At 68.1% G+C, this 13,338-nt stretch carries 10 protein-coding genes; 3 read left to right on the forward strand and 7 right to left on the reverse strand.

Annotated elements, in window-relative coordinates:
• Nucleotides 1-301 precede the first annotated feature (301 nt).
• Nucleotides 302-1,249: a glycoside hydrolase family 6 protein gene (locus tag SK803_RS02405; protein WP_319964050.1), complete on the forward strand. Its 948-nt coding sequence runs from the start codon at nt 302-304 to the stop codon at nt 1,247-1,249.
• Here SK803_RS02405 and SK803_RS02410 read toward each other — a convergent pair.
• The 5 genes from SK803_RS02410 to SK803_RS02430 are packed head-to-tail and all read right to left on the reverse strand — an operon-like array spanning nt 1,243 to nt 6,412.
• The gene (locus SK803_RS02410; protein ID WP_319964359.1) at nt 1,243-2,055 is read right to left on the reverse strand and encodes a helix-turn-helix domain-containing protein; all 813 of its coding nucleotides are present in this window, start codon (nt 2,053-2,055) and stop codon (nt 1,243-1,245) included. The genes SK803_RS02405 and SK803_RS02410 overlap by 7 nt on opposite strands.
• Nucleotides 2,056-2,074: 19 nt before the next feature.
• Nucleotides 2,075-2,830, reverse strand: coding sequence for an alpha/beta fold hydrolase (locus tag SK803_RS02415; RefSeq protein WP_319964052.1), 756 nt, complete (start codon nt 2,828-2,830; stop codon nt 2,075-2,077).
• 37 nt (nt 2,831-2,867) lie between these two features.
• Entirely contained in the window at nt 2,868-4,058 is a 1,191-nt protein-coding gene (gene dinB / locus SK803_RS02420) for a DNA polymerase IV (protein WP_319964053.1), read from the reverse strand.
• Nucleotides 4,059-4,093: 35 nt separating this feature from the next.
• Nucleotides 4,094-5,065: a serine hydrolase domain-containing protein gene (locus SK803_RS02425; RefSeq protein ID WP_319964054.1), complete on the reverse strand. Its 972-nt coding sequence runs from the start codon at nt 5,063-5,065 to the stop codon at nt 4,094-4,096.
• A gap of 9 nt (nt 5,066-5,074) precedes the next feature.
• On the reverse strand, nt 5,075-6,412 hold the full coding sequence (locus tag SK803_RS02430; protein ID WP_319964055.1) for an MFS transporter: 1,338 nt from the start codon (nt 6,410-6,412) through the stop codon (nt 5,075-5,077).
• A gap of 166 nt (nt 6,413-6,578) precedes the next feature.
• Between SK803_RS02430 and SK803_RS02435 the strand changes: the two genes are divergently transcribed.
• Together SK803_RS02435 and SK803_RS02440 are read left to right on the forward strand one after the other, a co-directional pair.
• Complete coding sequence (locus SK803_RS02435) at nt 6,579-8,108, forward strand: phospholipid carrier-dependent glycosyltransferase (RefSeq protein WP_319964056.1); 1,530 nt, start codon at nt 6,579-6,581, stop codon at nt 8,106-8,108.
• Between the two features lie 130 nt (nt 8,109-8,238).
• Nucleotides 8,239-10,041: a trypsin-like serine protease gene (locus tag SK803_RS02440; RefSeq protein WP_319964057.1), complete on the forward strand. Its 1,803-nt coding sequence runs from the start codon at nt 8,239-8,241 to the stop codon at nt 10,039-10,041.
• Between the two features lie 70 nt (nt 10,042-10,111).
• On the opposite strand, the gene SK803_RS02445 is transcribed toward SK803_RS02440, so the two are convergent.
• A complete protein-coding gene (locus tag SK803_RS02445; protein ID WP_319964058.1) occupies nt 10,112-11,644 on the reverse strand; it encodes a S8 family serine peptidase in 1,533 nt (510 codons plus the stop codon).
• Between the two features lie 21 nt (nt 11,645-11,665).
• Complete coding sequence (locus SK803_RS02450; protein WP_319964059.1) at nt 11,666-13,240, reverse strand: S8 family peptidase; 1,575 nt, start codon at nt 13,238-13,240, stop codon at nt 11,666-11,668.
• Nucleotides 13,241-13,338 lie beyond the last annotated feature (98 nt).

The following is a 13,338-nucleotide window of genomic DNA, read 5'->3' on the forward strand; positions in this document are numbered from 1 at the left end:
CCCCCGACACTCCCAAAAGAGCCCCTCCTACGCCGTGCGCGGGTTGATGGCACGCCTGTTGCTATGGGCGGAGGCGCGTTGCGTAGGTGGTTGCGTTTGGGTGGTGGGCTCCCCCGTCTAGCGCGCCAGAGCGTGCCGCAGCAAGTGCTGAGGAGCGCTAGACGGGGGAGCCCACCACCACTACCTGTGTGCTCGGCTTCGCCTTCGCTTGGGCGCTCGCCTGCGGCATCGCGTGCTCGCCTGCGGCATCGCGTGCTCGCCTGCGGCATCGCGGCGACTTACCGTCGCTTAAGCGGTTTGCGTGAGGGTGCTGGGCATGATTAGAGCACTTGTGGTGGCACTCTTGGCGGTGGTGGTTGCGGCACCGGCGGCGCACGCGGCCAGTCCCGTCAGTCTGACTGACGGGTTTTATGTCGACCCGGACTCCAATCCTGCTGTGTGGGTGCGTGATCACGCTGGCGATGGCCGTCAGGCGGCGATCAAGGCGAACATCTCCAGCAAGCCGATCGCGCGCTGGTTCGGTGCGTGGAGTGGTGACATCAAGCCTGCTGTGTCGGCCTACGTCAACAAAACCGGCACCAAGCTCCCGGTTCTGGTCGCCTACAACATCCCTGGGCGTGACGCGTGTGGTGGGCACTCCGGGGGTGGTGCCGGTACGCCGGAGGCCTACAGGGAATGGATCAAGGGGTTTGCTGAGGGGATTGGGGCGCGGCCCGCTGTCGTGGTGATCGAGCCGGACTCCTTGGCGGACTTCGGCTGCATGGACGGTGGGAAGGTTGCCGAGCGGACGGCGATGATCAAGTACGCCACCGAGCAGTTCAAGGCCAAGGCGCCCAACACGTGGGCGTACCTCGATGCCGGTAATGCGCAGTGGGTGCCCGCTGGTACGATGGCGGCGCGGCTTGATGCGGCTGGTGTGCGGAACGTTCGCGGGTTCTCGATCAACGTGTCGAATTACCACACCACGGCGGCTTCTACGACGTATGGCAACGCGGTCAGTGGGGCGTTGCCTGGGTATGCGAAGCCGTACGTTGTCGACACCAGTCGTAACGGCAACGGGCACAACGGGGAGTGGTGCAACCCCGGTGGGCGGAAGCTCGGGACGCCTGCTCGGGTCGGGGGTGGGGCTGAGATGTTGTTGTGGGTCAAGGTGCCTGGTGATTCCGATGGGCGTTGCGGGAAGGCGCCTGGTGTGGATGCCGGGAAGTTCGACCCGCAGCTGGCGTTCGACCTCGTGTACGGCTACTGACGGACTGTCAGGGCGCGGACCGGCGCTAGCTGGCTGGTGTACTCGGTCAGCTTGCGCTGGGTCTGTTTTTCGTCCAGGGCCACGGAGTCCAGGAGGTCGAAGAGCTTTTCGGCGCGGTCCACCGCTGCTTCGTCCTGGGTGAAAACCCTGGCGTGGCCGGATTCGGCGTAGACGAGTGGGAGTGACTTGTCGAACTCGAACAGCGTGCACTTCGACTGGAAGGCGGCGGTGGTGGCCTCGATGGGCACTATGCGCACGAGGTTGGCGTGGGCCAGCAGTTTGTGGTGCTGGTCGTGCATCACCTGTTCGCTGCCCAGTCGCATGCGCAGAGCGATCTCGTGCAGGTAGAACACGCATTCGGGGCTGGTTGGGCGGCGCATCACGGCTTGGCGGTCGTACTCGGTCGTGCCGCCTTCGTGGGTCGCGGCTTGGAGTGCGCGTGTGTAGGCCGGGGTTTGCAGGAGGCTGTGGACGGTGAGGACGTCGTAGGCCGTGATCTTGGTGGCGGACGCTTCTGACATCGCCAGGGTGCGGAGGTTGGTGGGTTCCTGGACGAAGTAGGGGTCGAAGGCGTTGCGGTAGCGGCGGAAGAAGTCCTCGATGAAGTCGATGTCCTTGCCGCAGGCGGTGAGGTACTGCGCGAGGTCGAACTCGCTGGCGCGGATCTTGCCGTGCTCGACGTTGGAGACCTTGCTGGGGTCCCAGCCGAGTTGGACGGCTAGTCCACGGCCTCGCAGGCCGGTGTACCGCTGTCGCAACTGGCGGAGTTCGTCGCCCAGGTCTCGGCTGTACGCGGTGGAGTTCATGGTCGTCACGCGTTCGACGCTATGGCTTGGAATCGGTCCATGATACGGGCTCGTTCGGGTGAAAGAAGGAAGGAGCGGACAGGAAGCGTTCTAGTACCGCGTTGAAATCGGGCGCTTCCGGTACCAGGTGGTCGCGGCCTCGGCACACTGCCCGTGAGGCGGTTGTCTCGCGGGCGATCGTGTCGCAGATGATCTCCTGCGCCTCGCTGTGGCCGCCGGAGACCACGAGGATCGGGAACGGGGCGTCGCGGAGCGCGGACAGTGGCGGGTCGGCTTCGTCCGGGGAGCGGGCGCCCAGCAGTTGCCGCATGCCCTTGAGCAACGTGGGGTGTGGCTCGTCTGGGACTTCGACCGGCACGCCCGCGATGGTGAAGAAGCGGCGCAGCCCCTCGGCCGGGGTCAGGTCGGAGTCGATCAGGGAGCGGATGGCGGTGGCGTACTCGTCCACGGCTGGGATGCCGCGTGCGACGGCGGTGGTTGGTGGTTCGGCGATGGTCAGGGACAGGACGTTGTCCGGCCGCAAGGCTGCCGCGTACATGGAGACGATGGCGCCGTAGGAGTGGCCGACGAGGTGGCTGGGCTGGTCGAGCAGCTGGTCGGCGACCAGGGCGGCTTCCGGGTCGAAGTCTTGGCGCGCTGGGGGCGACTGGCCGTGGCCTGGGCGGTCCGGGGCCAGAGGGTCCAGCGGTCGGTGAGCGGGCGCTGGGCTCGCCAGGTTTCGCGGCCGCCCAGCACGCCGCCGTGCACCAGCACCACGCGTGGACCCTGGCCCCACTGGTGAACGTGCAGTCGCATGGCCGGAGCGTATGGGGTCAGTCGGGGAGCAGTGGTACCGAGATTCCGGGGTCGCGGCCCAGCAGTGCTGCTCTGGTCACCGAGGAGCCGCCGAAACGGTCCCGGACGTGGTCCAGTGCGGCGTCCAGGGCGCCGGGTTCGGTCTCCTCGAACGGGAGCGTCATCTGCATTGGTGTGTCGTTCTGCAGGTTGGTGAGGGATACCCCTAGCAAGGTGATGCCGCGGGCCTCGATGAGGGGCATCGCGGCGTCGAGGACCTGCTTTGCCGCTGTCAGCAGCACTTCCGTGTCGGTGGTCGGGTGTCGCAGCGTGTGGGAGCGGGTCGCTCGGGTGAAGTCGGCGAAACGCAGGCGCAGGATGATGGTGCGGCACGCGCGGTGGGCGGTGCGGAGGCGTCTTGAGATGCCGTCGATGAGCGAGGCGAGGATGGCTTCCAGGTCCTCGTGCGTGCGTTCCTTGCGGCCCAACGCCCGTTGTGAACCGATCGAGCGGCGGCGTCGTCCGGTTTGGACTGGACGGGGATCGTGGTTGTGCGCCAACGCGTGCAGGTGCCTGCCCGCTGCCCGGCCGAGGATGGAGACCAGGTCGTTCTCGTCGAGCCGCGCCACCTGGCCGACCGTGCGGATGCCGAGGGCGTGCAGCTTGGCCGCGGTGACGTCGCCTACGCCCCAGAGGCGTTCGACGGGCAACGGGTGCAGGAAATCGAGTTCGTGGTCCGCCGGCACGACGAGCAGGCCGTCCGGTTTCGCGACGCCACTGGCTACTTTGGCGAGGAACTTCGTCCGCGCCACTCCCACGGTGATCGGCAGGCCGACGTCCGCCAGCACGGCTGCCCGCAACCGTGCGGCGATCAGTTCCGGTGGGCCGGCGATCTTGCGCAGGCCGCCGACGTCGAGGAACGCCTCGTCGATCGAAATGCCTTCCACCAGCGGTGTCGTGTCGCGGAACACCTCGAACACCGCCTTGCTGGCGGCGGAGTAGGCGGACATGCGCGGTGGCACGACGATCGCGTGTGGACAGAGCTTCAGGGCGCGTCCGCCGCCCATCGCGGTGCGCACTCCGAATGCTTTGGCCTCATAGCTCGCGGCCAGCACCACGCCGCCGCCCACGATCACGGGACGGCCGCGCAGGCTCGGGTCGTCCCGCTGCTCGACGGAGGCGTAGAACGCGTCCAGGTCGGCATGCAGGATCGGGGTGCTCACGAACACATGTTCGCATCCGTCACCCGTTCAGAACAGTGCTGTCACATGATCGCGCGGGCGATCGGCCAGGCGCCGGGCGCGGTGTTGGAAAGGACTGTGCGGGTGGTGCTGGTGTGACGGTCGTGGGTGGACTTGAACGACACACCGGCGTCGCCGCCGATCAGGATCACCTCGTCGGTGGTCTCGTGCCGCCAGAAACCGAGGGCGTAGCGCATGGACTCCGAGGGCACGTCGACGCGAGCACGGACGATCTCGTCCACGTCGGTCACGATGTCGCCGGCGAAGAGCGCGCGCCAGAACGTGGACATGTCGGCGGCCGTGGTGTGGATGCCGCCGTCCCCGGTCGCCAGCACCGGCAGGTGGAAGACGTTGGACCGGTCCATCCCGTCCAGGTAGCCGACGGCGGCGTCGGCGGGGAGTTCGTCGGCGCGCAGGAAGTCGGTCCGCGTCATGCCGGCCGGGCGGAGCACGCGTTCGCGGACGAGCTCGTGGTAGCCGGCGCCGCCGGCCCGTTCCGCCAGCAGTGCGAGCACCACGAAACCGCCGTTGCAGTAGCCGAACCGTTCGCCGGCCTTGAACTTCGTGGGAATCCCGTCCAGCAACGGCAGGAACGCCTCGGTGGTCGTCAGTTCGTGCACGGCGCCGACCAAGTAGTCGTTGGACTGCAGGTCGCCTTCCTCGTCGAGGTAGTCGCCGATGCCGGACGTGTGCGTGAGCAGGTGCTCCACCGTCACGTCGTCGGCGATCAACGGCAGGTCGTCGCCGAGCAGCGATCGGGCGGTCGTGCTGAGCTTCAGCACGCCGTCGCGTATCAGGGAGTGCACGACCAGGGCGGTGAAACCCTTGCTGCCGCTGGCGATGCCGAACCTCGTGTCCAGCGTGTTCGGCACCTGGTAGGTGCGGTTGGCGAGCCCGTAGGCCTTCGCGAACTCGACCTCTCCGGCGCGGTCGATCGAGACCACACCGGAGAAACCGGTCTCCGCGGCGATCCTGTCAACGTCCTCGATCGGCATTCCCGCAGGCTAGACCTGGGTCGCGGCCACCCCCGAACGAATTTTCCGTTCATCGGACCGCCCTGGGATGCCACCCAGCAGTGCGAGCGGCAGCAGCACCACGACGGCCGCCACCAGGAAGCCCACCTCGAACGCGCCCGTGCCGGTGAGCAGCGCCGCCGCGACCTGGACGCCCAGCGCCGCCCCCACCGCACGGGCGATCCCGCACGTCGCCGCGGCCACGCCGGTGTCCTGCTCGCCCACCGAGGCGATGACGCTGGTGTAGGTGGCGGTGGACGCGGCACCGACCCCGAGGCCGAGCGTCACCAGCATGCTCACCACGATCTGCCACGGCTCGTTGTGCCACACCGAGATGAACAGCGTGCCCAACGCGGTGAGAGCCAGCCCGGCCAACACCACGGCGCGCGCACCGGCCCTGCGCACGAGCAGTCCGGACACCGGGCCGACCACGACCGCGACGAGCACGGTGGGGAACAGGTACAGGCTGATGTCCGTCGCGGTCGCGCCGAAGCGTGGCGTCGAAAGCAGTTGGGGCACCAGGAAATACGTCGCCGAGTAGCTCGCGCCCAGCGCTCCGGCCGTGATGCTCGCGGTCCACACCCCGCGCGTGCGCAGGATGCGCGGGTCGACCATCGGGTGCGCGGCTCGTCGTTCGACCAGGACCCATCCGGTGCCGAGCGCGAGGGTCTGCGCGAGCAGCACCAGTGCGCCGAGGAAGAGAGTCAGCATCAGGGTCGTGAGCGTCAACGCCAGCAGCACGCCGCCCGGCCAGTCCAGCCGTGCCGTCCGGACCTGGGTGCGGCCGGGCAGCACGAAGGGCGCGATCATCGCGACCGCCGAGACGATCAACGCCGGCAGCAGGAACATCCACTGCCGTGACAACGCGTCCGCCAGCGGGCCGGACGCGAGGACGCCCAGGCCGGTGCCCACCGTGAACAGGCCGGTGAGCCACCCGACCGCCACCGGGGTCGAATCGGTGAAGAGCTCGCGCGCCACCACGAACGAGACGGGCAGGATGCCGCCGCCGAGCCCCTGGAGGAACTGGCCGAGCAGGATCACCGGGAACGTCGTGGCGAACGCTGACAGGACGGCTCCCACGACGATGCACCAGGTGAGCACCAGCAGGGTCCGGCGGCCGCCGCGGTCGTCGGCGATCTTGGCGACGATCGGCATGGTGATCGCGGACGTGATGATCAGCGTGGTGGAGAGCAGCGCGGCCTGAGCCGGGTCGAGGCCGAGTTCCCGTTGCAGGAGCGGCAACGCGGGGAACGGGATGCTCTCGAGAGCGCCGATCGTGACGGCCAGTGCCGCCAGGACGGCCATGGCGGGACGGCTGGATCTGAGCATGGTTGATCCTTCCCGGGTCAGGTGCGTGGCCAGTAAAGCTACAACGTGTAGCGGAAGTCGACAGGGTCTTTCGCAACGATCTGTAGCGAAAGGCTTTGACAACCAAACCGGCGGGCATCCCGTTTCCGGAGTGTCGGGCTTGTTCACGCACGTGAAAGGACCCCGGTTGGCGCCCGCGACGATCCAGCTGCCTCGCACCATCCGGGTGCGCTCCGGCGAACAGCCACCGGTCGCGCACCGCCGGTGGTTGTTCGCGCTGGTCGCCGCCGTGCTGCTGGCCCAGATGGCGATCGCGATGATCACGACGGCGGTGCGGCAGTCACCGACGATCGACGAGCCGGTCTACGTCGGCACCGCGGCCGTCTACCTCGACCAGCACAGCCTGCGGTACAACCCGGAACACCCGCCGCTGGGCAAGCTGATCATGGCCACCGGCCTGGTCTTCGCCGGGCCGCGCCTCGATCCCGGCTTCCAGGGCGACCAGACCGAACTCGGCCGGCACGTGCTCTACGAGTCGGGCAATGATCCGCAGCACCTGTTGCTGCTGGCCAGGTTGCCGATGATCGTGCTGACACTGCTGTTCGGGATCGTCGTGCTCCTGTTCGCCCGTGACCTCACCAGCAACGCCGGCGGACTCGTCGCGCTCGGCCTGTACACGTTCTCGCCGGACCTCATCGCGCACGGATCGCTGGCCACGCTGGACGTTCCGGCGGCCGGGTTCCTGCTGACCTCGGCCTGGCTGCTGTGGCGCGCCCGCCACCACCCGAGCTGCGTGTGGCTCGCCGGACTCGCTCTCGGCGCGGCACTGGCCACGAAGATGAACGCGCTGGCAGCGGTTCCGATGCTGTTGTTCCTCGTCTTCCGCACACACCGGATGCGCGGCGTCGCCACCATGTCGTTGATCGCGGTCGCCGTCGTGTGGGCGTCCTACGTCGCCGTGGATCCGCTGGCGCCGTTCCCGGGGCCGTATCTCGACGGGATGGGCGTCCAGCTCGGTTTCGAGAACCGGGTCTGGGGCGGGTACCTGTTCGGCGAGCACTACGAAGGCTCGCGCTGGTACTACCTGCCCGCCGCGCTGCTGGTGAAGACACCGCTGGGCGCGCTCGTGCTCTGGTTCGCCGGAATCGTCGCCATGGCGAAACTGCGCGCGGCGGCACCGTACGTTCTCGCTCCCACAGCGGTGTTGCTGGCGGCGGCCATGATGGGCAGCCGCGACCTCGGTGTGCGGTACGCGATCTTCGTGCCGATGTTCCTGGCGGTCGCTGCGGCTGCCGTGGTCGCGACCCGCAGACGCTGGGCGATCGCCGCCGTCGCCGTGGCCGCGGTGAGTTCGCTGGCCGCGTTCCCGTACTACCTGCCCTACTCGAACGAGGCGTTCGGCGGCCCGGCGAAGACCCACCAGCACCTGCACGACTCGAACGTCGACTGGGGACAGGACCTGGGGCGGCTGGCAGAACGGCTGAAGCGCTATCCGAGTGAGCGGACCTGGCTCATCTACAAGGGAGCCGGGGTGCCGGAGTACTACGGCATCCGCGCCGAGGACCCGCGCACCGTGCCGCCGGAGCAGGTGCACGGGCTGCTGGTGATCTCGGATTCCGCCATCGCGAAGGCCGACGAGCAGCTCTTGGCGCTGATCGCCACCAGCACGCCGATCGACGATGTCGGCCACTCGATCACGATCTTCCGCAGACCGTAGTGGCGAGAAAGTTCCGTACCCCTACGGATGCCGACCCTGATTGTTCCTCACCGGCGGTGCTCCGAGAGTGATCGCAAGCCCACCACCCCTGCCCTGAGGTGGGCGTTCGGAGATCCGGAGAGGAACCAACGTGAGAACACCACGGTCCTGGGGTCTGCTGGCCCTTGCCGCGGCCACGGTGCTGGCACCACTCGGCATCGCGCACGCCGCCCCGCAGAACGCCCCTGCGGCGAACTACCTGGGGGACACCGTCCCCGCCAACCTCGGTGACGCCTCGCCCATGTTCGTCGGCGGGCAGAACGCGACCGTCAGCGAGTTCCCCGGCATCATCGCCGGCATCCGGGAGGGCGGCACCCGGCCGCAGGGACAGACCTGCACCGGCACCGTCGTGGCGCCGCGCAAGATCCTCATCGCGGCGCACTGCGCGGATGCCCAGGGGGAGAAGAAGTTCGTCTACGGGCTCGACGACCTCAAGGACTACAACAACGGCAACGGCACCGGGTTCGCGGTGAACGTGGTCAGCTACAAGAAGCACCCGAAGTACGTCAACTTCGACCAGGGCTACGACGTCGCCGTCGTGACCGTGGACCGCGACATCGCGTTGAAGGGCGGTGCCGCGTATCCGAAGTTCGCCACCTCGGCGGACTCCGGTGGTGCCGCGCCGGGTAAGACCGGACTGGGTTTCGGCTACGGCAAGAAGGACTTCAACGACAACTCGCAGGACGTCACCCTCGACAAGGCGAGCCTGCCGGTCGTCAACGGTGACAGCGTCTGCCAGGGCGTCGGCGCGGGCTTCAAGTCGGCGACCATGATCTGCGCCGGGTACTCCGACGGCCGGATCTCGATCCTGCCCGGTGACAGCGGCGGCCCGCTGATCTTCGACGGCAAGATCTACGGCGTCGCGTCGTGGAGCCGGTCGGACTTCAAGTGGTACTCGGTCTACGGCCGCCTGGACAACGAGATGGGCGACTGGGTCAAGACCGAGGTCGGCACGCAGCCGCCGGTCGGCGACTTCGGGCTGACCGTCGCGCCGGGCAGCGGTTCGGTCGCGGCCGGCAAGACGCTGTCCGCGGGCATCACCACGACGGCCGGTTCCGGTGGCGCGGAGAACGCCACGCTGTCGGCGTCCGGTCTGCCGAGCGGGGTGAAGGCGGTCTTCCAGCCGACGTCGGTGACCACCGGCAACTCGGCCAAGGTCACGTTCGACGCCGCCACCTCGGCACCGAACGGCACCTACGAGGTCAGCATCACCGGGACGACGTCGAGCGGCAAGACGGCGTCCGGCAAGTTCTCGCTGACCGTCACCGGTGGCGGCGACCCGCAGCCGGGCGACTTCACGTTGTCGGCGTCGCCGAGCAGTGTGCAGGCGGCCAAGGGGAAGTACGTCTCCACCACCATCTCCAGCACCGGCGGCGGTCAGACGATCAACCTGTCGGCAAGCGGTGTGCCCAGCGGTGTGAAGGCGACGTTCCAGCCGACCTCGGTCGGAGCGGGCAGCTCGTCCAAGCTGACGCTGGACGTGTCGACGACTGCTGTCGCCGGAACCTCCAGCATCACGGTGACGGGCACCGACGCGGGCGGAAAGACCGCCACCACAACGGTGTCGCTCACGGTCGAGGGCACCGACCCGCCGACCGGTGACGTCACGGTGACCGCTTCGCCGTCGTCGGCCACCGTCAAGCAGGGCTTGCTGGGCCAGACCGTGGTGAAGGCCAGTGGTGGCACCGGAAACCTGACGCTGACCGCGTCCGGTGTGCCCACCGGTGCCCAGATGTCGTTCAACCCGGCCACGATCGGCCAGAACGGCAGCAGCAACGTCTGGATCTTCACGAACTTCTCCACCCCGCCCGGCACCTACCCGATCACCATCAAGGCCACCTCGGCCGACGGGAAGACCGGCACGACGACGTTCACGCTGACCGTCACCCGCTAGGCCCCGTTGGGGGAACAGGGAAGAGCCCCGGAGCCACCACGGCTCCGGGGCTCGTTCTGTTGCGCGACGCTCAGACCGTGAGGGTCCAGGAGTCGATGTTGCCGGTGTCGTAGGTGTAGATGTCCTTCACCTGGAGCTTCCACGTGCCGTTGCGCGCCTCGGAGGACAGGTCGACGGTGTAGGTCTCGTGGACTCCGGCGGAGGACGAAGCACCGCCGGCCTTCTTGAGGACGTACGACTTGCCGGACGGGCTGACCAGGTCGATGGCCAGATCGCCGGTGTAGGTGTGGTTGATGTCGACCTTGACTGTTGCCGAGGCCGTGGAGTTGCCGGTGCAGCCCGAGATCGTGACCGAGGACGACACGGCGGTGTTGGTGTCCGGAATGGACACGTCGTCGCCGTTGGTGCCGGGGCCGCATTCCGGGTTGGGCCCGCCGCCGATGAAACCGCTGTAGAGCAGCTTGTTCGGCGAGCCGGAACCCGGGTTGGTGACCTTGCCGGAGGTCGCGTTGTTCACCAGGGCGTCGCGCAGGGCCTGTGGGCTCGCGGACGGGTTGGCCGACAGGTACAGGGCCGCGACGCCCGCGACGTGCGGGGTGGCCATGGACGTGCCGGACATGTTGGTGCTGCCGCCGTTCAGTCCCAGCGAGGTGATGTTGTCACCCGGCGCGAAGATGTCCGTGCAGGTGCCGTAGTTCGAGAACGAGGCACGCGCGTCGTTGGACGAGGTCGCGTTCACCGTGATCAGCGACCCGATCTTGGCGGGGCCGGTGGAGCAGGCGTCGGTCGAGCTGTTGCCCGACGCGACGGCCATCTGGACACCGGAGGCGACCATGCCGGCGATGGCGTCGTTGCCGATGTCGGCGGTGTCGAAGGTCCAGGAAGCGTTGACCACAGCGGGTTTCCGCGCGTTCGCCGTGATCCACTCGATGGCCTTGACACCGGCCGAGTCGGGGCCGTTGCCGGTGCAGCTCGTGCCGAGCATGCGGACCGAGACCAGCTTGGCCTTCTTCGCCACGCCGTAGGTCTTCGAACCGACCGTGCCCGCCACGTGCGTGCCGTGCCCCGAGCAGTCCTGGCCGTTCTGGCCGTCCTCGATGAAGTCGGCGCCCACGGACGCGCGGCCCTCGAAGTCGGCGATCGACGTCTTCACACCGGTGTCGGTGATGTAGACCGTCACGTTCGACGCGCCGCCGCTGGGGTAGTTGAACTTCTTGTCCAGCGGCAGTGAGGCCTGGTCCACGCGGTCCAGGCCCCACGTCGGGTTGTCCTGCACGTCCAACGCCTTCGCGGTGCCGTCCTGGTAGACGGCCTTGACGGCGGAGTCTGCCGCCAGTTTCCGTGCCGCGGCCTCGGTCAGGTTCCTGACCTGGAAGCCGCGCATGGCGTGGGAGAACACGGCGTCGAGGTTGCCGCCGTACTTCTGGGTGAGTGCGCTCGACGTCGACTGGACGGCGGCGCCGGGCTTGAGGGACACGATGAAACTGCCGCCGGCCGCGGGGTTCTCGGCCTTGACGAAGTCGGCCTCAGCCGCCTGAGCCGGGATGGCCAGCAGGGCGGAGGCGATGACGAGAACGGCGAGCCCGCAGGTGGTGCGGTGCATGGGAAGTCCTTCCGGGCGTCGTCAGAACGTCAGGGTCCAGGTGTCGATGTTCCCGGCGTCGTAGGTCCAGACGTCGGTCACCTGCAACTTCCACGTGCCGTTGCGGTTCTCGGCGGACGCGTCGACCGTGAAGGTCTCGTGCACACCGGCGTAGGAGGTGGCTCCACGCGCCTTCTTGAGGCTGTAGGTCGCACCGGACGGACCGACCAGGTCGATGGCCAGGTCAGCGGTGTACGGGTGGTTGATGTCGACCTTGACCTCGGTGGTGGTCGTGGCCTTGCCGGTGCAGCCGGTCACGGTCACCGACGAGGTCACCGCGGTGTTGTTGTCCGGAATGGACACGTCGTCACCGTTGGTGGCCGCGGCACACGGCTCGGGGTCCGGGCCACCGCCGATGAAGCTGATGTTCAGCAGCTTGTTCGGCGAACCCTGGAGATCGGTGATCTTGCCGGTCGTGGCGTTGTTCACCAGCGCGTCGCGAACCTGGGCAGGGGTGGCGGACGGGTTCGCGGACACGTACAGCGCGGCGGCACCGACGACGTGCGGGGTGGCCATCGAGGTGCCGCCCATCGACGTGGTGCCGCCGCCGTTCTTGGTGGAGGTGATGTTCGAGCCGGGCCCGAAGAGGTCGACGCACGAGCCCCAGTTCGACGCCTGCCCGCCGGTGTAGATCGAGCGCTTGTCGGCCGAGTCGCTGGCGGCCACCGTGATGCCCTCCGGCACGCGGGCGGGAGAGGTGTTGCAGGCGTTGCCGTTGTTGTTGCCCGCCGCCAGGCCGAACGTGACACCAGCGGCGATCGCGCGCTTCACCGCGTTGTCCACAGTGGAGTCGGCGCCGCCGCCGAGGCTCATGTTCGCCACGGCCGGCTTCGTCGCGTTCTGGGCCACCCAGTCGATGCCCTTGATGATCTGCGAGTACTGGCCGTTGCCGGAGCAGTCGAGCACGCGGACCGCGACCAGGTTGACCTTCTTCGCCACGCCGTACGTCTTCGAGCCGACCGTGCCCGCGACGTGCGTGCCGTGGCCCTGGCAGTCCGAGGCGTCCGGGTCGTTGTCGATGAAGTCGTAGCCGTCCTTGGCCCGGCCCTCGAACTCGGTGTGCGCCTTGTAGATCCCGGTGTCGAGGATGTACGCGGTGACGTTCGGCGCGGTGTTCGGATACGTGTACTTCGCGTCGACGGGCAGGTTCGCCTGGTCGATCCGGTCCAGGCCCCACGTCGGGTTCGTCTGGATGTCGGACATCCGCGCCCAGCCGTCCTGCTGCACGTAGGCCACCGCCGGGTCGGCCGCGAGCCTGCGCGCCGCCGCCTCGTCCAGCTTCACCGCGAAGCCGCGCACGGACGCGACGTAGGTGTTGCTCACCTTGCCGCCGTGCTTGCGGGCGAGGTCGAGCGCCTTGGCGTTCGTGGTGGGAACGTCGCTGGCACCGTCCTTGAACACCACGATGTAGCTGCCCGCCACGGGCTCGGCGGTCTTCTGGATCGAACCCGTCTGGATCGAACCCGTCTGGGCGGAAACTGGGCTGCTCACCGCGGCCACGACGGCCAAGCCGATGCCTGTTGCCGCGAGCAGGCGCGTTGTGCGATCAAGTCGCATCTCTGGATCTCCGTTCTCCGGCCGCCTCGGCAGGGGTGGGCGACCACGTGCCGATCACCATCGGGCGAGCGGGAACGGCGAACAATCCGGATATCGCT

Source organism: Lentzea miocenica (genome assembly GCF_033949945.1).
Lineage (GTDB): Bacteria > Actinomycetota > Actinomycetes > Mycobacteriales > Pseudonocardiaceae > Lentzea > Lentzea miocenica.